Origin of the sequence: Sanguibacter keddieii DSM 10542 (assembly GCF_000024925.1) — a bacterium.
Taxonomy (GTDB): Bacteria; Actinomycetota; Actinomycetes; order Actinomycetales; family Cellulomonadaceae; genus Sanguibacter; species Sanguibacter keddieii.
This window is the reverse complement of sequence record NC_013521.1, coordinates 3569913-3589358: the sequence shown is the minus strand read 5'-3', so window position 1 is coordinate 3589358 and position 19446 is coordinate 3569913. Positions and strand designations below refer to the sequence as shown.

At 73.8% G+C, this 19446-nt stretch carries 17 protein-coding genes; 11 read left to right on the top strand and 6 right to left on the bottom strand.

The annotated features are described in order from the left end of the window. Positions 1-59 precede the first annotated feature (59 nt). From SKED_RS15840 to SKED_RS19165, 3 genes are all read left to right on the top strand, one after another. Positions 60-704, top strand: coding sequence for an SDR family oxidoreductase (locus SKED_RS15840; RefSeq protein ID WP_012868188.1), 645 nt, complete (start codon positions 60-62; stop codon positions 702-704). 62 nt (positions 705-766) lie between these two features. After that, on the top strand, positions 767-1084 hold the full coding sequence (locus SKED_RS15835; protein WP_012868187.1) for an MTH1187 family thiamine-binding protein: 318 nt from the start codon (positions 767-769) through the stop codon (positions 1082-1084). Between the two features lie 163 nt (positions 1085-1247). After that, complete coding sequence (locus SKED_RS19165) at positions 1248-2624, top strand: restriction system modified-DNA reader domain-containing protein (protein WP_012868186.1); 1377 nt, start codon at positions 1248-1250, stop codon at positions 2622-2624. 89 nt (positions 2625-2713) lie between these two features. On the opposite strand, the gene SKED_RS15825 is transcribed toward SKED_RS19165, so the two are convergent. The 3 genes from SKED_RS15825 to SKED_RS15815 form a co-directional block, all read right to left on the bottom strand. Further along, positions 2714-3823, bottom strand: a complete 1110-nt coding sequence (locus SKED_RS15825; RefSeq protein ID WP_012868185.1) for an alpha/beta hydrolase — start codon at positions 3821-3823, stop codon at positions 2714-2716. After that, positions 3820-4779, bottom strand: a complete 960-nt coding sequence (locus tag SKED_RS15820) for a zinc-binding dehydrogenase (RefSeq protein WP_012868184.1) — start codon at positions 4777-4779, stop codon at positions 3820-3822. Before SKED_RS15820 ends, SKED_RS15825 begins: the two co-directional genes overlap by 4 nt. A gap of 80 nt (positions 4780-4859) precedes the next feature. After that, positions 4860-5591, bottom strand: coding sequence for a maleylpyruvate isomerase N-terminal domain-containing protein (locus SKED_RS15815; RefSeq protein ID WP_012868183.1), 732 nt, complete (start codon positions 5589-5591; stop codon positions 4860-4862). A 191-nt stretch (positions 5592-5782) separates the two neighbouring features. On the opposite strand from SKED_RS15815, the gene SKED_RS15810 reads away from it, so the two are divergent. Further along, positions 5783-6676, top strand: a complete 894-nt coding sequence (locus tag SKED_RS15810) for a hypothetical protein (protein WP_012868182.1) — start codon at positions 5783-5785, stop codon at positions 6674-6676. A gap of 81 nt (positions 6677-6757) precedes the next feature. Here SKED_RS15810 and metX read toward each other — a convergent pair whose 3' ends face one another. Beyond that, positions 6758-8128: a homoserine O-acetyltransferase MetX gene (gene metX, locus SKED_RS15805; protein ID WP_012868181.1), complete on the bottom strand. Its 1371-nt coding sequence runs from the start codon at positions 8126-8128 to the stop codon at positions 6758-6760. 7 nt (positions 8129-8135) lie between these two features. Beyond that, a complete protein-coding gene (locus tag SKED_RS15800) occupies positions 8136-9491 on the bottom strand; it encodes a bifunctional o-acetylhomoserine/o-acetylserine sulfhydrylase (RefSeq protein WP_012868180.1) in 1356 nt (451 codons plus the stop codon). 462 nt (positions 9492-9953) lie between these two features. On the opposite strand from SKED_RS15800, the gene SKED_RS15795 reads away from it, so the two are divergent. Next, entirely contained in the window at positions 9954-11429 is a 1476-nt protein-coding gene (locus tag SKED_RS15795; RefSeq protein WP_042438141.1) for a C40 family peptidase, read from the top strand. Positions 11430-11576: 147 nt separating this feature from the next. Here the strand turns inward: SKED_RS15795 and SKED_RS15790 are convergent, their stop codons facing one another. Next, positions 11577-12074: an inorganic diphosphatase gene (locus SKED_RS15790; protein WP_012868178.1), complete on the bottom strand. Its 498-nt coding sequence runs from the start codon at positions 12072-12074 to the stop codon at positions 11577-11579. 295 nt (positions 12075-12369) lie between these two features. On the opposite strand from SKED_RS15790, the gene dacB reads away from it, so the two are divergent. The 6 genes from dacB to folE all read left to right on the top strand — a co-directional run bounded on the left by dacB (position 12370) and on the right by folE (position 19429). Then, positions 12370-13770, top strand: coding sequence for a D-alanyl-D-alanine carboxypeptidase/D-alanyl-D-alanine endopeptidase (gene dacB / locus SKED_RS15785; RefSeq protein WP_042439486.1), 1401 nt, complete (start codon positions 12370-12372; stop codon positions 13768-13770). Continuing rightward, the gene (locus tag SKED_RS15780) at positions 13767-14864 is read left to right on the top strand and encodes a zinc-dependent metalloprotease (protein WP_143755790.1); all 1098 of its coding nucleotides are present in this window, start codon (positions 13767-13769) and stop codon (positions 14862-14864) included. Before dacB ends, SKED_RS15780 begins: the two co-directional genes overlap by 4 nt. Positions 14865-14900: 36 nt before the next feature. Next, positions 14901-15935, top strand: coding sequence for a tRNA lysidine(34) synthetase TilS (tilS, locus tag SKED_RS15775; RefSeq protein ID WP_012868175.1), 1035 nt, complete (start codon positions 14901-14903; stop codon positions 15933-15935). 16 nt (positions 15936-15951) lie between these two features. Beyond that, positions 15952-16506 carry a hypoxanthine phosphoribosyltransferase gene (gene hpt / locus SKED_RS15770; RefSeq protein ID WP_012868174.1) on the top strand — a complete coding sequence of 185 codons (555 nt, stop codon included), beginning with the start codon at positions 15952-15954 and terminating at the stop codon, positions 16504-16506. Positions 16507-16700: 194 nt separating this feature from the next. After that, a complete protein-coding gene (ftsH, locus tag SKED_RS15765) occupies positions 16701-18773 on the top strand; it encodes an ATP-dependent zinc metalloprotease FtsH (protein WP_042438139.1) in 2073 nt (690 codons plus the stop codon). A gap of 101 nt (positions 18774-18874) precedes the next feature. Next, a complete protein-coding gene (folE, locus tag SKED_RS15760; RefSeq protein ID WP_245534671.1) occupies positions 18875-19429 on the top strand; it encodes a GTP cyclohydrolase I FolE in 555 nt (184 codons plus the stop codon). The last annotated feature ends 17 nt before the right edge of the window (positions 19430-19446 follow it).

Here is a 19446-nt window from a genome sequence, read left to right as displayed (position 1 = left end):
AGGGGACGTCGCACGACGGTCGTCACCACGACCTGACGGACCACCGGAGAGGAACCACCATGACCCGCATCGTCATCGTCGGAGGGCACGGCAAGATCGCGCTCAAGCTGGCCACGCTGCTCACGGGCGCCGGCCACGAGGTCACCTCGCTCGTGCGCAACCCCGACCACCGCGACGACGTCACCGCCACGGGCGCCGCGCCCGTCGTCGCCGACGTCGAGAAGCTCAGCACCTCGTCCATCGGCGACGTGATCGCCGGCCACGACGTCGTCGTGTGGTCCGCGGGGGCAGGTGGCGGCTCGCCCGAGCGCACCTACGCCGTCGACCGCGACGCCGCGATCCGCTCGATCGACGCCGCCGAGGCGGCAGGGGTCCCGCGCTACGTCATGGTGTCCTACATGGGCGCCAAGACCGACCACGGCGTCCCCGAGGACAACTCGTTCTTCGCCTACGCCGAGTCCAAGGCCGCAGCCGACGAGCACCTGCGCCAGTCTGGCCTCGGCTGGACCATCCTCGGCCCGAGCTCCCTCACCGACGACCCGGGCACCGGCTCCATCGAGGTCGGCGACGACCTCGAGAGCGGCTCCGTCCCGCGCGACGACGTCGCCGCCGTCGCGGCCGCCGTCATCGCCTCGACCGCGAGCGTCAACCGCACCATCCAGTTCAACTCGGGGCCGACCCCGATCAGCGACCTCTTCGACTGACGGCGGGCCTCCACCAGGTGGCTCCTCTGTCGCCGGGCGCGGCGCGGTGGCACGATGGGCAGATGCTCTTCGCCTTCTCCGTCGCCCCGCTCGGTGCAGGGGAGTCCGTCACGGACTCCGTCGCCGAGGCCGTCCGCATCGTCCGTGAGTCCGGTCTGCCGAACCGCACCGACGCCATGTTCACCACGATCGAGGGTGAGTGGGACGAGTGCATGGACGTCATCAAGCGTGCCACCGAGGCGGTCGGCGCCGGCGGGCACCGCGTCTCGCTGGTGGTGAAGGCCGACATCCGCCCGGGCCGCACGGGCGAGCTCGACGGGAAGGTCGAGCGGGTCGAGGCCGCGCTCGCCGCCGACGAGGCGGAGCTCGGGCACTCCTGACCCCTTGGCACCACCACGCTCGTGGCCCACGGCTGCGCTCTCGGCCCGCGCGCCTGACCTGCACGCACACCAGGCGCGCAGTGGTTGACGGCGCCCGTGGAGGGTCGGGGGAGAACCCCGTCGGACCCTGGTCCCGCGGGTGCCCGCTCGCTAGTCTGGGCCGATGCCCCTGTTCGAGCTCGAGGGCGGGCAGCGCGCCGAGCCCGTGGCGACGATGCGCCCTGACGACGCGTCCTTCGGCGACGTGCTCTCCGTCGTGCTCGACCACCTCCCGACGCTCCTCGGGGAGCGGCTCTTCATGACGCTCCCGGGGACCTCGGTCCCCGACGCGCTCTCCCGGGGTGAGGCGACGGTCTTCGCGATCGACGCGGCGGGCGACCCCGTGGTGGTCCAGGCGGTCCCGCTGCTCGCGGGGGCCCAGCTGCTCGTCGCCCTGAGCGGCGCCGGACGGGCGTCCGGGACCACGCGGGGCACCCTCGCCGCCGCCTACGGGCCGGGCCCGGACCACTTCCACCACGACCTCGCGGCGTTCTTCGACCGTGACGGCGTGCCGCGTGCGACGGGCACCGGGCGCAGCGCGCGGCTGGTCCTGGTGTGCGCGGAGATCGCCGACGACGCGGTCGACGCGGTCTCCTTCGTGTCGGCCGACGCCGCGCGCGTGCAGGTCCTCACGGTCGGGACCGTCGAGGGACCGTCCGGGCGGGCGCTGCTCGACGTGTCGGTGCTCCGCCCCGGCGAGGTCGCCGCTCGCCGCACGGTGTCGATCGACCTGGACGGGGCCACGACCGGCCGTCCGGCGCCGCGGGCTGCCGTGCGGCCGGCCGCTGCCTCCACCTCCGGGTCCCTGCCGGCCTTCGGGCGGGCAGACCCGCCGGGGACGGTGCGACGACCGCCTCCTCGCCCGCAGCCTGCCCCGGCGCCGCCGACCTCGCGTCCCGCCGTCACAGCCGCCGTCGCTCCAGGCGTCGTCGACGACGTCTACGTCCCGGTGTTCCTCGACCTCCCCGAGGCGCTCGGCGCGCTCCCAGAACGTCCCGGTGACCTCCCGCAGCTCCCCGACCTCGGCACGGTGCGGGTGCCCCGCGGGGTGGACCTCTCGCTCCCCGCCCCTGCGCTGGCGCCGATCCCGTCACGCGCCGGTGGTTCCACCCTCGTCGCGGACCCCCAGGCCCCGGTCGTGGCACCGACGGTCCGCGCCGCTCCCGCTCCCACCCCCGCGCCCAGCACCGTTCCGTCCGCCAGCACCGTCCCGTCCGCAACCTCCGCCTCGTCTCCCGGCCCCGCGCACGTGCGTCTCGGCCTCCTCGCGCAGACGCTCACCGCTCCCGTCGACCTCGTCTGGGTGCGGCACCGACGGGGTGAGCGCTTCGCGGTGGTGCTCGGCCTCGACGGCCTGCTGAGCGCACCGGACGGCGTGCGCTTCACCGACCCGGACGACGCGGCACGGACGCTCTCGGGTGCCGAGAGCTGCAACGGCTGGCGGATGTGGCGCGCCGGAGAGCACGGCCCCAGCCTCGACGAGCTCGCCCCGCAGGCCTGAACCATCCGGTGTCGTCAGCCACGACGGCGACCACAGCGTCGCAGGGTCGAGAGGTCGCGCGCAGGTGCTCGCCCGGCCCCGCCCAGCGCTCAGCGGCTCGACCACCCGTAGGCGCTCGACCACCGCTGGATCTGCGCGTAGTACTCGGCGCGCACGGCGGGCACCGACAGCGCGAGGTCGTGCACCCCGCCCTCGATCCGCGCGACCGAGACGGTCGGCCCCAGCTGGACTGCGCGTCGGACGATGAGCTCGACGTCGAGCACGGAGTCGCTCGACCGCATGTCCTCGGACCAGCGCGGGGAGATCACGGTCTTGGACGACGCGAGCAGGAGGATGGGCTGGGCGACCTTGAGACCGCGGGCCACCTCGGCGTGCCCGGCGATGATGGCGCGGAGCCATCCGGCGCGCACGGCGAACGACGGCGTCGGGCGCCACCGCTCGTCGAACTCCCACTCGCCGCCGTCCTTGCGCCGGATGGTCCGTGCGTAGTTCCCCGTGTCGATGTTGGGCAGCGGTGCCTTGGCCTGGAACCGGGCCAGCTGCGTGATCGCGGGCGTCGAGACGGTGCGCACCACGGACGATCCCTGCAGCTCGAGCCACGGGCTGTTGAGGACGAGGCCCGAGGTCTGCCCGGGATGGCGGTCGGCCCACAGCACCGCGGTGAGCCCGCCGGTCGAGTGGGCGTGCAGCATGACGGCGGTGTGCTGACCGAGGTCGGCGCGCACCGCCTCGAGCGCCGCCGCGATGTCCTCGTCGTAGGTGCGCAGCGTGGTGGTGTACCCCGGGGTCTGGCCCGGGCGCAGGCTGCGCCCGTACTTGCGCAGGTCGAGGGCGTAGAAGGCCACCCCCTGCCGGTGCCAGAACTCTGCGGTGTCGGTGTGGAAGAAGTAGTCGGACCAACCGTGGAGGTACAGCACCGCGCGCGCCGAGCGCACCGCGCCGGGCGGTCGGTAGCGGACGAGGGACGCGACGACGTCGCCCTCGTCGTCAGGGGTCAGCTCGAGCGTCCGCACCTCGTACGGCGCCCCGAGCACGTCCTCGTCCCACCCGTCGCCCCGCTCCCGCCCGGTCGCCAGGCGGGTGTGGGTCGCGAGCTCGTGCGCCACGACGTCCGAGATGTGCGCGTCGAGGGCGGGCACCACCCCGGGCGGGGTCTCGGCCCGCGACAGGAAGCGCGGCAGGGGCACGCGTTCGGTCATGGCACCAGGACCACCTTGCCGACGTGCTCGCCCCCGGCGAGGCGGGCGACCGCGTCGCGGGCCTGCGCGAGCGGGTACCGGCTGTCGACGGTCGGCCGCAGCCCGGCGCGCACCATGAAGGACAGCAGGTCGGACAGCTCGTCGCGGGTGCCCATGGTCACGCCGCGCACCGTGATCTCCTGGAAGAAGATGCGGGTGAGCTCGGCCGCGGTGGGGTCGCCGGAGGTCGCGCCGGCGACCACGACGGTCCCGCCCGGGCGCACCGAGCGGATCGAGTGCGACCAGGTCGCGGCGCCGACCGACTCGACCACCGCGTCGACGCGGTGCGGGAGGCGTGCGCCGCTCTCGAGGGCGTGGGTGGCCCCGAGCGCGGTCGCGGCGGCGCGCTTCTCGGCGGACCGGCTGGTGACGAAGACCTCGATGCCCGCCGCGGCGGCGAGCGTGACCGCAGCCGTCGACAGGCCACCTCCGGCGCCCTGGACGAGCACGCTCTGGCCCGGGGTCAGGCCTGCCGACCGGAACAGCATGCGATAGGCGGTGAGCCACGCCGTCGGGACGCACGCGGCCTCCTCGAAGGACAGACCGTCGGGCAGCGGGACGAGGTTGTGCGTGGGGACGCTCACCTGCTCGGCGAGGGTCCCGGGGTACTTCTCCGACAGCAGGGTGCGCGTCTCGTCGGGGCCCACGCCGTGCCCGTCGGCGCCGACGACGGCGTGCACCACCACGGGGCGGCCGTCCGGGGTGGTCCCGGCGGCGTCGGTGCCGAGGATCATCGGGAGCTGCTCCTCGCGCAGGCCCACGCCGCGCAGCGACCACAGGTCGTGGTGGTTGAGGCTCGCCGCACGCACGTCGACGGTGGTCCACGCCTCGCGCTCGGCCGGCTCGGGGCGTTCACCGACCTCGAGCGCGTCGACGGGGGAGTCGGGCGAGAACCGGGCGACCGTGGCTGCGAGCATGGAGCCAACCTATCCATACCGTCGGGCCCCCGCAGGGGCGATGGTCCTGCCGCGGCGTCCGGCCGCACCAGGACGGGCGGTCACAGGACCGGCAGGACGCGGCCGAGGTCGGGCACGCCGGTCGCGGTCTCCTGGGTGGTCACGGCGCGGGCGAGCGCGTCGACGTCGTAGCGCTCGCGCCCGGTGGCCAGCCGGATCCACAGCCGCGCGTCGGTCACCTCGAGGGGACCGCCGACGCGCGTGGTGACGATCCGCAGGAGCTCGTCGGCGACGATGCCCTGCGCGGTGCGGTCCACCGGGGAGGCCGCACCCGTGGAGTCGACCGTCCCGGCGAGGGACGTGGCGAGGTCGTCGGCGTGCACCACGAGCTCGACCAGCCGCGAGGCGGCCATGTCGCGCAGGGTGATCGGCGCCCGCCGACCCTGCACCACGAGACGACCGTCGGGACCGAGCTCGTCGAGGCGGGCGAGGGCCGCGCGGGCGAGGGAGTCGACCTGCGCGAGGGGCGCGTGCGCGATCTCGCGGGCGAGCTCGCGCGTCACGGTCGCCACGTGCTCGGCCCGGTCGGGGTAGGTGCCCAGGTACTCCGCGAGCGTCAGCGGCACCGTGCCGGGTGGTGCGGGGACGCAGACGGTCAGCGCCTCCATGGCTCGCCCGAGGTGCGCGACGAGCTCGCCGGTGGTCCAGCCGTCGAGCGCCGACGGGCGGTCCCGGGTGCCGAGGAGGTCGTCGCCGAGGGGCGCGGCCCACGTGCGCAGACGGGCCCACTGCGCGGCCAGCGCGGTCGAGATCTCGGCGAGGTCAGCGGTCATGAGGCCATCCTGCCGGACGCGCGACCCGCTGCCCAGGGGAGCGCGTGGTCCGGGACCGTGCTCGTCGCTGCCTGCTGCCGCCCTGTGGCTGACCTGGCGCTCGTCCCGGTGCTCCTGGTGCTCCCGGTGCCGCCGCGTGTCCCTCACCGCACCCACCCCGCACGACCACCCCCGCGTCGTAAGGTGTCGCCATGCCCCGTACCCGACGCAACCCCGCCCGCTCTGCGGCCGCCGGGGTCCTCGTGCTCGTCGTCGCGCTCCTCCTGCCGACCGCGCTCGCCGCCCGGTGGGTCCACGACACCGTCGGGGACACCGACGGCTACGTGGCCGTCGCCGAGGAGGTCGCAGCCGACCCGGACGTCCAGGCGTCGCTCGTGGAGCAGCTGACGACGCGCGTCGTGGCGCAGGTCCCGACCACCGGGATCGCGGCGGTCGACGACGGGGTGCAGGGGGTCGTCGAGCAGACGGTCGGCGACGTCGTCCGCAGCGACACCTTCGCGACCGTGTGGGCGGAGGCCAACCGGGTCGCGCACGCGACCGTCCTCGGCCTGCTCACCGGCGACTCGACGCGGGTCCAGCTCGACGACCAGGGCCAGGTGGTGCTCGACCTCAGCGGCGTCGCGGACGCGGTGTCCGCGCGGCTCGTCGAGTCCGGGCTGCTGACCGCCGAGCAGGTCCCCACCTTCGACACGAGCGTCCCGCTCTTCGAGTCCAGCGCCCTCGACGACGCGCGCACGGGCTACGAGGTCGTGTCCTTCGTGTCGACCTGGGCGCCGTGGGCCGCGGCCCTCGTCCTGGTCCTCGCGCTGGCCCTGGCGTACTCGCGCGGCCTCGTGCTGCTCTGGACGGGGCTGCTGTCGGCGGCGGCGACCGGCCTCGTCATGCTCGGCGTGGGGGTCGTGGCCGAGCGGGCCACCCTCGAGCTGACCAGCCCGACGCTGTCCCCGGCGCTCGTCGGCTCGGTCGCCGACGTGTTCGCGGCGTCGGCCCAGACGTTCCTGCGCGACGGGCTGGTGATCAGCGGCGTGCTCGTGGTGCTCGGGGTCGTGGTGCTCCTGGTCGAGCGGGCCGTCCGCAGGCGCTGAGTCAGCGCCCGACCCGAGAGCAACCCGCTCGGCAGGACCTGACCGGGGGGCCTGCGTCAGCGGTGCCCTGTCGGACCTCGTTCAGCGGTGGTGCCGCGCCCCTGCGAGGAACTCCCCGACGATCGGCCCCAGCTGGTCGAACTCGATGAGGAACCCGTCGTGCCCGTAGGCGGAGCGCAGCAGCCGCACCGGTTCTGCGCCCGGCACCCAGCGGGCGATGCGCTCGGACTCGGCCGGCAGGAACAGCCGGTCCGTGTCGACGCCGACCACGAGCACGCGTGACCGGACGGACTGCAGCGCCGTGGTGACACCGCCACGGTCGCGGCCGAGGTCGTGGGTGAGCATCGACTCGGTGAGCACCACGTAGCTGTTGGCGTCGAAGCGCCTGGCCAGCTTGGACGCGTGGTGGTCGAGGTACGACTGCACCGCGAACCGGCCGCCCCGCATGGGGTCGTCGCCGCCCTGCGGGATGCGGCCGAAGCGCTCGTCGAACTCCACGGCGCTGCGGTAGGTGGTGTGCGCGATCGACCGCGCGACGCCGAGGCCCACGTGGGGGCCGTCGCCGTCGGCAGCGTCGTAGTAGTCGCCGCCGCGGAACCGCGGGTCGGCGTGGATGGCGGTGAGCTGCGGGTGCGCCCAGGCGATCTGGTCGCCGGGGGTCTGGGCGGCGGAGGCGATGATCGCGGCGGACTCGACCTCGATGCCGGCCTCGGGGCCCAGCAGCGTCCACTCGAGGGCGCGCAGCCCGCCCATCGAGGCGCCGACCACGAGGGTCCACGAGGTGATGCCGAGCGCCTTGGACAGCTCGATCTCGGCGGCCACCTGGTCGCGGACGGTGACCATGGGGAAGGCGCTGCCCCACGGTGCCCCGTCGGGGGCGGTGCTCGACGGCCCGGTGGTGCCCTGGCAGCCGCCGACGACGTTCGGGGCGACCACGTAGTAGCGGTCGGTGTCGATCGGCGCGCCGGGGCCGACCATCTGCGTCCACCAGCCTGCGGTCGGGTGCCCGGGGCCGGCCTCGCCGGTCACGTGGCTGTCGCCGGTGAGGGCGTGCAGCACGAGGACGGCGTTGTCGCGGGCGGCGTTGAGGGTGCCCCACGTCTCGTAGGCCACCTGGACCGAGGGGAGCTGGTCGCCGCCCTCGAGGTCGAGGGCGCCGACGTCGACGAAGCGCCGGTCGCCGACGGGGTCGCCGGGGCGCCAGGCGCCGCTCGCGCGGAAGGTCGAGGGCTCGAGCCGGCGGGACTGCGCACGCGAGGGACTCGTGCGGTGCCAGCGTGGTCCGGGGCGCGCGCCGCCGCGGTCGCTGTCGTCGGCCCGGTCCTCCGGACGCTGCTGCTCGTCGCTCATCGTCGTCCACTGTACGGAGGTCCCGGCGCCCTGCACGGGGGTGTCCACGGTCGCTCCTGAGCGGTGCGTGCCGTGCGGTCGGGGCGCCGGGGTCTCGGTCATCTGTGCGTCACGCGTCCTGCGCGGCAGGGGCCGTGGAGCCCTCGACCGCACCCTTGGCGGCGGTGAAGCCGGCCTCGAGGTCGGCGAGGATGTCGTCCACGTGCTCGATGCCGACGCTGAGCCGGACCAGCCCTGGGGTGACGCCCGACGCGGCCTGCTCCTCGGGCGTCAGCTGGCTGTGCGTGGTCGACGCCGGGTGGATGACGAGCGAGCGGACGTCGCCGATGTTGGCGACGTTCGAGTGGAGCTCGAGCGCGGAGACGAAGGCCTGCCCGGCGGGGGAGCCGCCCTCGATCTCGAAGGCGACGATCGCGCCCGCACCGCGTGGCGTGTACTTGAGCGCGTTCGCGTGCCAGGGGCTCGACTCGAGGCCGGCGTAGTGGACGCGTGCCACGTCGTCGCGGGCCTCGAGCCAGGCGGCGACGGTCGCGGCGTTGGACACGTGGCGCTCGACCCGCAGCGAGAGCGTCTCGATGCCCTGCGCGATGAGGAAGGCGTTGAAGGGCGAGATCGCGGAGCCGAGGTCGCGCAGCAGCTGGACACGGGCCTTGAGCACGTACGCGAGGTTCGCCCCGAGGATGCCGTCGACGCCGAGGTCGCGGGCGTACACGAGCCCGTCGTAGCTGGGGTCGGGGGTGTTGAAGCCCGGGAAGCGCTCGGGGTCCTTCGCGAAGTCGAAGTTGCCGGAGTCCACGATCACGCCGCCGATGGCCGAGCCGTGGCCGCCGAGGTACTTGGTCGCCGAGTGGATGACGACGTCCGCGCCGAACTCGATCGGTCGCAGCAGGTAGGGCGTCGCGACGGTGTTGTCGACGATGAGCGGCACGCCGACCTCGTGGGCCACGGCGGCGACGGCCTCGATGTCGAGGATGTCGGCCTGCGGGTTCGGGATGGTCTCGCCGAAGAAGGCCTTGGTGTTCGGCTGCACGGCGTCGCGCCACGCCTGCGGGTCGTGCGGGTCGGTGACGAAGGTGGTGGTCACGCCGAGCTTGCGCAGGGTGTTCTGGAGCAGGTTGTAGGTGCCGCCGTAGAGCGAGGGGCTGGCGACGACGTGGTCGCCGGCCTCGGCGACGTTGAGGATCGCGAAGGTCGTGGCGGCCTGCCCGGAGGACAGCAGCAGCGCGCCGACGCCGCCCTCGAGGTCGGCGATGCGGGCCTCCACGGCCTCCTGCGTCGGGTTGCCGATGCGCGTGTAGATGGGGCCGAGGTCCTTGAGCGCGAAGCGGTCGGCGGCGACGCCGGCGTCGGGGAACACGAAGGAGGTGGTCTGGTAGATCGGCAGCGCGCGAGCCCCGGTGGTGGGGTCGGGCGCCTGTCCGGCGTGGATCTGACGGGTCTCGAAGGACCAGCTGGGCGGGGTCATGGGTGCTCCTGGGGTGTGTGGTCTGCGGGACCACGTGCCGAGGTGCGTCGTCCGCGACCGGGAGCCCGGGGCCGGTGGTGGTCCGGTGCCGGGGGAGGCGGGGTGCGGAGCCCGTCTGCGGTCCGTTCCGCAGTGAGGGCTGGTTGACGACGACGACGCGTGGTGGGGGAGGGGCCCGGTGGGGTGCGGGGGCCTCGGGGCTCGTCAGAGCTCAGGTGCTCGGGTCAGCAACACATTCGCATCGTCATGGCGTGATCGTAGGCACGGCGGGCGGTCTGCGGAACCCGCCCCAGGGAACAATCTCACCTGACGGACGGGCGATCTCATCATGCAGTCGTGGCACGTGTGACGTGAGTGGCGGGTGATACTTGCGTGAACAGTGTGACAAGTGTTCACAGATGCGGCATCGCTGGGTACGCTCACGAGGACCGTCACGAGATTCACGCGAGAGGACCACCCGAGATGTCGCCACGCCCGCGCGTCCGACGTACTGCAGCACGCCGCGGACCGGTGGTCGGCGCGATCGCGCTCAGCCTCGTCATCGGTCTCGGCGCCACCGCCCCGGCACGGGCCGACGACCCGGTCCCCTCGCAGGACGAGGTCGACGCCGCCCAGAGCCGGGTCTCCCAGGCCGCCGCCGACGTCGCGACGATGGACGTCCAGATCGCCCAGCTCGAGGCGACGCAGCAGACCGCTCTCCAGGACGCCGCGCTCGCCGGCTCCGCCTACACCCAGGCGGTCGCCGACCTCGACACCGCGGTCGGCGTGGCCGACGAGGCGACGACCAAGAGCGAGGAGGCCGCGGCCCGCGCCGAGGAGTCGCGCAAGCTGCTCGTCGGCATCGCCCGCGAGAACTCCCGCAACGGTGGCGGCCTCGACCAGGTCGGCATGTTCCTCGCGGTCGACGGCGTCCAGGACGCCGTGTCCGAGGCCAACGCCATGGACAAGGTCGGCTCCAAGGCCGACAAGGCGGTCCAGCAGTTCCAGGCCGACACCTCCGTCGCGCAGACCCTCAAGGGCATCGCCGACGAGGCCGTCGCCGACCAGCAGGCCAAGAAGGAGGCGGCCGACACGGCCCTCGCCTCCGCGCAGCAGAAGCAGTCCGAGGCCGACGCCGCCGTGGCGGACGCCTCGACGCAGCGCAGCACCCTGGTGAGCGCCCTCGCGTCCGCCCGCAGCACGAGCATCGAGGTCGAGCAGCAGCGCCAGGACGGCCTCGCCGCCCAGCGCGCTGCCGCCGCCGAAGAGGCCGCCCGAGCCCGCGTCGAGCGCGAGGTCGTGCCGGTCGTCTCTCCGGCCGCGCCCGCGGCACCGGTCGAGGAGGTCGTCGACGAGCCGGGTGAGCAGGCTCCTGAGACGACCCCGCCGACGGAGACGACCCCGCCGCCCACGACCCCCACCACGCCTCCGGCCGAGCCGACCACGCCGCCGGCCACCACGCCGCCGCCCACGACCCCGCCGGTGGTCACGCCGCCGCCCGTCGTCACCCCGCCCGTCGTCACGCCGCCGCCGGTCGCCCCGCCCGTGGTGCGTCCGCCGACCACCGGTGGCTCGAGCTCCGGCTCGGCCGGCCAGGGACAGGCAGCGGTCGACTGGGCCAAGACCCAGACCGGCCTGCCCTACGTGTGGGGCGCGACCGGCCCGGCCGCCTACGACTGCTCCGGGCTCACCTCGCGCGCCTGGGCGAACGCAGGCCTCGGCATCCCCCGGACCTCGCGCGACCAGTACAGCCGGGCGCTCAAGATCAGCCTCGACTCGATGCGCCCCGGCGACCTCGTGTTCTGGGCGTCGAACACCAACGACCCGTCGACGATCTTCCACGTGGCCATGTACGCCGGCAACGGCCAGATCGTCGAGGCCGCCCAGCCGGGCGTGCTCTCCCGCGTGACGCACATGCGCTGGAACAGCACGCTCATGCCGTTCGCCGGTCGCCCCTGACCGAGAGGTCGGCCACCAGCGCAGCAGGGCCAGCGCCGAGCAGCACCACCGCAGCACGACGAAGGGCGGCTCCCGGAGGAGCCGCCCTTCGTCGTGCTGCGTGCGAGGGGTAGACCTGCCGCCCGTCGGGGCGGCAGGTCAGACCCGTCAGTGGCTGTAGTAGCCCGCGTCCTTGGCACGCTGGAACGAGCGCTCGATCTCGGCCTCGGCCTCGGCCTTGCCGGTCCAGTGCGCACCCTCGACGGACTTGCCGGGCTCGAGGTCCTTGTACACCTCGAAGAAGTGCTGCACCTCGAGGCGGTGGAAGTCCGAGACGTCGTCGATGTCCTGGCGCCACGCGGCACGCTGGTCGCCCGTCGGGACGCACAGCACCTTGTCGTCGCCGCCGGCCTCGTCGCGCATGCGGAACATGCCGAGCGCGCGGCACCGGATGAGGCACCCGGGGAACGTGGGCTCCTCGAGCAGCACGAGCGCGTCGAGCGGGTCGCCGTCCTCGCCGAGGGTGCCCTCGATGAACCCGTAGTCGTCCGGGTACCGGGTAGAGGTGAAGAGCATGCGGTCCAGGCGGATACGACCGGTCTTGTGGTCGACCTCGTACTTGTTGCGCTGACCCTTGGGGATCTCGATCGTGACGTCGAACTCCACTGTTCTTTCCTCCAGTAGCACCGCTCCCGGGGCAGGTGATGCGTCAGGGAGTGCGGTCGTGATGCGGCCTGTCGTCAGGCCAGCGGTCGGTGTGTCCACTCGCCAGGGTAGACGACAACCTGTGCGGCCGGTGCGTGAGATCGCCCGTGGCGTCCCGTGTGACCTACTCTGAGGCGCACGGTGTGCGCGAGAGCACGCCCGACGCCGACGGGCGGGAGCCCGGGTGCGTCGAGACCTGCGACGCGAACCAGATGCCTACCAGATCCCGACCAGAGGAACCACGAGCATGGCGCTGATGACCCGAGTCGTGACCGGGACGGTCGCGGCGGCCCTCGTCGTGGCCGGCGGGTACGCCTGGGCCGACATCCACGACTTCGTGCCCGGCATCCTCACCATCGGACCGGAACCGGCTCCTCCCGCCCCCTTCCCGACAGCCCCGGGCGCCTCCCTCGGCTCGTCGCCGACCGACACCCTCGCCACGCTCGACCCCGACGCGCCGTCCCCGGGCACCGCCGAGCTGCAGGCCGCCGTCGACGCGCTGCTCGCCGACCCCGCCATGGGGACGTCCGTCGGCGTCGTGGTGTCCGACGCGCTCACCGGTGAGGTCCTCGTCTCGGCGACACCGGGCACCCCGCGGGTCCCGGCCTCGATCCAGAAGATCTTCACCGCCGCGGCCGCGCTGAGCACCCTCGACCCCGACGCCGTGCTCACCACGACCGTGACGCAGTCCGCACCGGGGCGCCTGACGCTCGTCGGCGCGGGCGACATGATGCTCGCCGCGGGCGTCGGCAGCCCCACCGCGGTCAACGGCCGGGCCGGTCTCGACGACCTCGCGGCCCAGGTGTCGACCTCCCTCGGCCTCACCGGGGTCACGACGGTGCGGCTCGCCCTCGACGACACCCTCTTCACCGGTTCCTCGACCGGCCCCTGGGCCGACGACATCCCCGGCCTCGGCTTCGCGGCCCCGGTGGCCGCCGTCGCGGTCGACACCGGCCGGCTCGCCGAGGGCGAGTACGCGCCCCGCACGCCCGACCCCGCCATGGCGGCGGCGCAGGCCTTCGCCGTCTCGCTCGCCGCGCACGGGATCACCGTCGAGGGTGCCCCGACGCGGGGCACGTCGGGCGCCGACGACACGGTGGTGGCGTCGGTCGACTCCGCACCGCTCGGCGAGATCGTCGAGTACTTCCTGCACACCTCGGACAACACGATCACCGAGGTGGTCGCCCGCCTCGTCGCGATCGAGGCCGGTCTGCCCGCGTCGTTCGCCGGGTCGACCCAGGCGGTGACCCAGGAGCTCAGGCGTCTGGGCGTGGACACCACCGGGCTGCGGCTCGCCGACGCGAGCGGGCTGGGCGACGGCTCCCTCGCCTCCGCGACCACCATCGACCAGCTGCTCGCCGTGATGTCTGACGGCTCGCACCCGGAGCTGCGCACCGTGATGACCGGCATGCCGGTCGCAGCCCTCGACGGGACGCTCACCGGCAGGTTCGTGCAGTCCGACGCGGCCGGCGTCGTCCGCGCGAAGACCGGGAGCCTGCCGGGGGTCACCTCCCTCGCCGGGAACGTGCTCACGGCCGACGGCCGCGAGCTGCTCTTCGTGGTCATGGCCGACGAGGCGCCCGGGCCGGGCCAGTGGGGTGCACGCGCCGGGATCGACGCCTTCGTGGTCACCCTGGCGGGCTGCGGGTGCCGGTGACCGGCGCAGCCCGGCCGGGCGGTCGGGAGATCGTGGACTGGGACGACGCCGCGCTGATCGCCGGACGCCTCGCCTCCCCGGGCCCGGTGGCCCCGCGCGAGGAGCTCGAGTCGCTCGTCGCGTCGCTGCGGGACGCCGCCGGGCGCGCCGTCGAGCCCGTCCTCGAGATCACCCGGATGTCCGCGGCCGACGGACGCTCGCTCACCGCCTCGACCCTCTCGGGCGTCCTGGTGGTCGACCGGCCCGGGTGGGCCGCGGCGAGCGCCCGGTCCATGCGCGCCATGACCGAGGGGGCGCTGCCGGTCCCGCCGCGCGGGGTGCCGCTCGCCGCCGAGCTCGTCGCGAGCGCCGAGGTCGGCGCCACCCTCGCGCTGCTCTCGACCAAGATCCTCGGGCAGTTCGACCCCTTCGGCCCTCCCGACGCCAACCTGCTGCTGGTCGCCCCGAACGTCCTGCAGACCGAGCGCGAGATGCGCGTGCGCCCCGCGGACTTCCGGCTCTGGGTGTGCATGCACGAGCAGACCCACGCGCTCCAGCTCGCGGCGGCGCCGTGGCTGGCCGAGCACCTGCGCGCGCGGACCCAGACGCTGCTCCGCGACCTCACGGCCTCCGCCGCCGACCCCCGGCAGGTGCCGGCGCGCGTGGCCGGCACGGCGCGTGCCGTGTACTCGGCCGTCCGCGGCACGGAGACCGGCGCCCGACCGGCCCCGTCCCTCGTCGACAGCGTGCTCACCCCGTCGCAGCGCCAGGCCTTCGACGAGGTCGGCGCCGTCATGGCGCTCCTCGAGGGGCACGCGGACGTGGCGATGGACGCCGTCGGCACCTCTGTCGTGCCCACGGTCCGGTCCATCCGGAGGAAGTTCAGCGCGCGGCGCAGCGAGGGCGGCACGGGGACGCTCGACCGGGTGCTCCGCCGTCTGCTCGGCATGGACGCGAAGATGGCGCAGTACCGGGACGGGGCCGCCTTCGTGCGCGCCGTGACCGAGGCGGTCGGCACCGACGGGGTCAACGCGGTGTGGAGCGGACCGGAGACGCTGCCGAGCGCGCGCGAGATCGCCGACCCGGTGTCGTGGGTCCGCCGTGTGCACGGCTGACGGGCGCCGGGCACGGAGCGCACCGAGCGGCACGCGGTGAGCGGCCCGCCGCAGGCGGTCGCCCGGGCCAGACGGGCGGTCCGCGCGACCCTCGAGACCGTCGCCGCCGAGCACCCGGGAGCCCTCGTGCTCGTGGCGTGCTCGGGCGGCGCGGACTCGCTCGCGCTCGCCGCGACCACGGCCTTCGAGGCGCCCAGGCTCGGGCTCCGCGCCGGCGCCGTGGTCGTCGACCACCAGGTGCAGACCGGCAGCGCCGAGGTCGCGGCCGAGGCGGCAGGACGGTGCCGTGACCTCGGGCTCGGACCGGTCGTCGTCCGCACGGTCGACGTCCCGACCGGCCCTGGCTCTGGCGGCCCCGAGGCCGCAGCACGTCACGCCCGGTACGCGGCCCTCGAGGCCGCCGCGGACGCGGAGGGCGCCGAGGTCGTGCTCCTCGGGCACACCGCCGACGACCAGGCCGAGACCGTGCTGCTCGGCCTCGCCCGTGGCTCGGGCGCACGCTCCCTCGCCGGCATGCGGGACGCCGTCGGCCGGTGGCGCCGTCCGCTCCTCGGCCTGCGGCGCACGGAGACCGAGGCGGTCTGCGCGGCCCAGGGCCTCGGCTGGTGGGTGGACCCGACCAACGCGGGCACGTCCCCGGGCGCCCCGCTGCGGTCCCGGGTGCGGGCGAGCGTCCTCCCGGTCCTCGACGACGTCCTCGGGCCCGGAGTCGTCGAGGCGCTCGCGCGGACCGCCGACCAGCTCGACGAGGACGACACGGCGCTCGGGACGCTCGCCGCAGACCTGCTGGAGAGCGCCCGGCGGGCGGCAGGTCCGGCCGACGGCGACGGTCGCGCCGTGCGGCTCGACGTCGCGGCCGTCGAGCAGGCGGTCCCGGCCGTGCGCCGCCGGTGCCTGCGCCTCGCGGCGCTGGCCGCCGGGTGCCCGGCGGGCGCTCTCACGCGCGAGCACGTCCTCGGTGTCGACGGGCTGCTCACCCGGTGGCGCGGGCAGGGGCCGCTGCACCTGCCGGGCGGGGTCGAGGCGCGCAGGGTGTGTGGCAGGCTTGTCCTGGAACACCCCCACCACTGATCAAGGAGCCCTCCCCGTGGGATCTGCCCAGGCTGGCGACATCCATCACATCCTGCTCAGCGAGGAGGAGATCGCGGCGAAGCTCGACGAGCTCGCGCTGCGCATCGACGCCGACTACGCGGGCAAGGACCTGCTCCTCGTGGGTGTCCTCAAGGGCGCCGTCATGGTCATGGCCGACCTCTCGCGCCGCATCGAGCACCAGGGCGTCGAGATGGACTGGATGGCCGTCTCGTCCTACGGCTCGGGCACCAAGTCCTCGGGCGTCGTGCGCATCCTCAAGGACCTCGACGCGGACCTCTCGGGCCGCCACGTGCTCATCGTCGAGGACATCATCGACTCCGGCCTGACGCTCTCCTGGCTCATCTCCAACCTGCGCAGCCGCGGCCCGGCCTCGGTCGAGGTCGCCGCGATGCTCCGCAAGCCCGACGCCGCGAAGGTCGAGGTCGACGTGCGCTACGTGGGCTTCGACATCCCCAACGAGTTCGTGGTCGGCTACGGCCTCGACTACGCCGAGAAGTACCGCACGCTGCCCTTCGTCGGCACGCTCGCGCCGCACGTCTACGAGAGCTGACGCAGCACCCCCAGGAGCGGCGCGCTGCTCTCACGAGGCCCTGCGCGCGCCCCTCCTGACCCCTCCGACGTGGACCGATCGTCCTGCCCTGGGCGAACAGGCCTGGTCGGAGGGGTCAAACCTCAGGGTCGCCGTGTATTTTCGACGGCGTACCAGTGTGCGAGCGGAAGGATGCGGGGCGTGCCCCGTCGTCGATGAACATGAAACGCATTGTGAGCGGACCGTTCCTGTGGATCGTCCTCGGTCTGGTGATCGTCGGCTTCGCCCTCAGCACGCTGTTCGGGGACAAGGTCTCCCGCATCGACACCTCTGACGGGCTGAAGCTCCTCGCGGGCGACACCGTCGAGCAGGCGCTCGTCGTCGACGGCGACCAGCGCGTGCGCCTGACGCTGACCGAGCCCTTCACCGTCGACGGCGACGACAAGGGCACCAGCGTCGAGTTCTACTACGTGGACCCGCAGGGCGAGCAGGTGGTCGACGCGGTCGTCAAGGCCGACCCCGACAAGGGCTACAACTCCGAGGTGGCCCGTGCCGGGTTCCTCTCGTCGATGCTCTCGATCATCATCCCGTTCCTCATCATCGGTGTGATCTTCTACTTCATCCTCACCCGCATGCAGGGTGGCGGCTCGCGCGTCATGGGCTTCGGCAAGTCCAAGGCCAAGCTCGCGACCAAGGACACCCCGCAGGTGACCTTCGCCGACGTCGCCGGCGCGGACGAGGCCGTCGAGGAGCTCCGCGAGATCCAGGAGTTCCTGTCCGAGCCCGCGAAGTTCCAGGCCGTGGGCGCCAAGATCCCCAAGGGCGTGCTGCTCTACGGCCCTCCCGGGACCGGCAAGACGCTGCTGGCGCGCGCCGTCGCCGGCGAGGCCGGGGTGCCGTTCTACTCGATCTCCGGCTCGGACTTCGTCGAGATGTTCGTCGGCGTGGGCGCCTCGCGTGTCCGTGACCTGTTCAACCAGGCCAAGGAGAGCGCCCCCGCGATCATCTTCGTCGACGAGATCGACGCCGTCGGCCGGCACCGCGGCGCCGGCATGGGCGGCGGCCACGACGAGCGCGAGCAGACCCTCAACCAGCTGCTCGTGGAGATGGACGGCTTCGACGTCAAGGCGAACGTCATCCTCATCGCCGCGACCAACCGCCCGGACATCCTCGACCCCGCGCTGCTGCGCCCGGGCCGCTTCGACCGCCAGATCGCCGTCGAGGCCCCCGACCTGCAGGGCCGCGCCGACATCCTCGAGGTGCACGCCAAGGGCAAGCCGATCGTCGACGGCGTCGACCTGCGGGCCGTCGCCCGCCGGACGCCCGGCTTCTCGGGTGCCGACCTCGCGAACGTCCTCAACGAGGCCGCGCTGCTCACCGCCCGCAGCGGCGCGCAGCTCATCGACGACCGTGCGCTCGACGAGGCGATCGACCGCGTCATCGCGGGCCCGCAGAAGCGCACCCGCATCATGAACATCAAGGAGCAGAAGATCACGGCGTACCACGAGGGTGGTCACGCCCTGGTCGCCGCGGCCATGCGGTACACGGACCCGGTCACCAAGGTGACGATCCTGCCGCGCGGCCGTGCGCTCGGGTACACGATGGTCATGCCGTCGGAGGACAAGTACTCGACCACCCGCAACGAGCTGCTCGACCAGCTGGCCTACGCCATGGGCGGCCGTGTCGCCGAGGAGCTCGTGTTCCACGACCCGACCACGGGCGCGTCGAACGACATCGAGAAGGCCAGCGCGACCGCACGCAAGATGGTCACCGAGTTCGGCATGAGCGAGCGTCTCGGCGCGATCAAGCTCGGGCAGAGCGCCGGCGAGCCGTTCATGGGCCGCGACATGGGGCACCAGCGCGACTACTCCGAGGCCGTCGCCGGGACCGTCGACCACGAGGTGCGCCGCCTCGTCGAGGCCGCGCACGACGAGGCCTGGTCCGTCCTGGTCGAGTACCGCGACGTCCTCGACCACCTGGTGCTCGAGCTCCTCGAGAAGGAGACGCTCAACCAGGCTGAGCTCGCCGCGATCTTCGAGCCCGTCGTCAAGCGCGAGCCGCGCGAGGTGTGGCTCTCGAGCGAGCAGCGCGCGGTCTCCGACCGTGGTCCGGTGCTCACGGCAGCCGAGCAGGCAGCCCAGGGCGACGCCCCCGTGATCCCCGAGGACGAGGCTGCGGCCGCCCGCGAGGAGCACCCCGCGGAGTCGCTCGGCGAGCTCCCGCCGGGCGGTGCTGTGGGCCCGGTGGACCTCGGCAAGCCGGGCAGCCCGGACGAGGCGGGGTCGTGAGCGACGCGACGGGTCACCTCGACGCGTCCGGCGCTCCTGCCGAGGCTGCCGGCGTCGACCTCGACGGGGCCGGGGTCCACGCCGAGCACGCGCAGGTCGACCTGCCGCGCGCCGCGGCGGCCGTGCGCGAGCTCCTCATCGCCGTCGGCGAGGACCCGGACCGCGAGGGCCTGGTCGACACGCCCGCCCGGGTGGCCCGCGCCTACGCGGAGACCTTCGCCGGTCTGCGTCAGGACCCGGCCGACGTGCTCAACGCGGTGTTCGACATCGGGCACGAGGAGATGATCCTGGTGCGCGACATCGAGCTGTACTCGACCTGCGAGCACCACCTGGTGCCGTTCCACGGCGTCGCCCACGTCGGGTACATCCCCGGTGAGGACGGCCGTGTGACGGGTCTGAGCAAGCTCGCCCGCCTCGTCGACGTGTACGCCAAGCGCCCGCAGGTGCAGGAGCGGCTCACCGCGCAGGTCGCGGACGCCCTCGTCGAGCACCTCTCGCCGCGCGGCGTGATCGTCGTGATCGAGTGCGAGCACCTGTGCATGTCGATGCGCGGCGTGCGCAAGCCCGGCTCGCGCACGCTGACGTCCGCGGTCCGCGGACAGATGCGCGACGGCGCGACCCGGGCCGAGGCCATGAGCCTCATCACCGGTCGCTGACGGTCCCCGACGGTCTG

Coding starts and splice junctions, on each gene's coding strand:
- ftsH (WP_042438139.1), top strand. CDS start 16,701: ATGAACATGAAACGCATTGTGAGCGGACCGTTCCTGTGGATCGTCCTC.
- SKED_RS15800 (WP_012868180.1), bottom strand. CDS start 9,491: ATGACCCCGCCCAGCTGGTCCTTCGAGACCCGTCAGATCCACGCCGGA.
- metX (WP_012868181.1), bottom strand. CDS start 8,128: ATGACCGAGACCCCGGCGCCCCGACCGCACGGCACGCACCGCTCAGGA.
- SKED_RS15815 (WP_012868183.1), bottom strand. CDS start 5,591: ATGACCGCTGACCTCGCCGAGATCTCGACCGCGCTGGCCGCGCAGTGG.
- SKED_RS15810 (WP_012868182.1), top strand. CDS start 5,783: ATGCCCCGTACCCGACGCAACCCCGCCCGCTCTGCGGCCGCCGGGGTC.
- SKED_RS15835 (WP_012868187.1), top strand. CDS start 767: ATGCTCTTCGCCTTCTCCGTCGCCCCGCTCGGTGCAGGGGAGTCCGTC.
- SKED_RS15840 (WP_012868188.1), top strand. CDS start 60: ATGACCCGCATCGTCATCGTCGGAGGGCACGGCAAGATCGCGCTCAAG.
- SKED_RS15825 (WP_012868185.1), bottom strand. CDS start 3,823: ATGACCGAACGCGTGCCCCTGCCGCGCTTCCTGTCGCGGGCCGAGACC.
- SKED_RS19165 (WP_012868186.1), top strand. CDS start 1,248: ATGCCCCTGTTCGAGCTCGAGGGCGGGCAGCGCGCCGAGCCCGTGGCG.
- SKED_RS15820 (WP_012868184.1), bottom strand. CDS start 4,779: ATGCTCGCAGCCACGGTCGCCCGGTTCTCGCCCGACTCCCCCGTCGAC.
- dacB (WP_042439486.1), top strand. CDS start 12,370: ATGACCCGAGTCGTGACCGGGACGGTCGCGGCGGCCCTCGTCGTGGCC.
- SKED_RS15795 (WP_042438141.1), top strand. CDS start 9,954: ATGTCGCCACGCCCGCGCGTCCGACGTACTGCAGCACGCCGCGGACCG.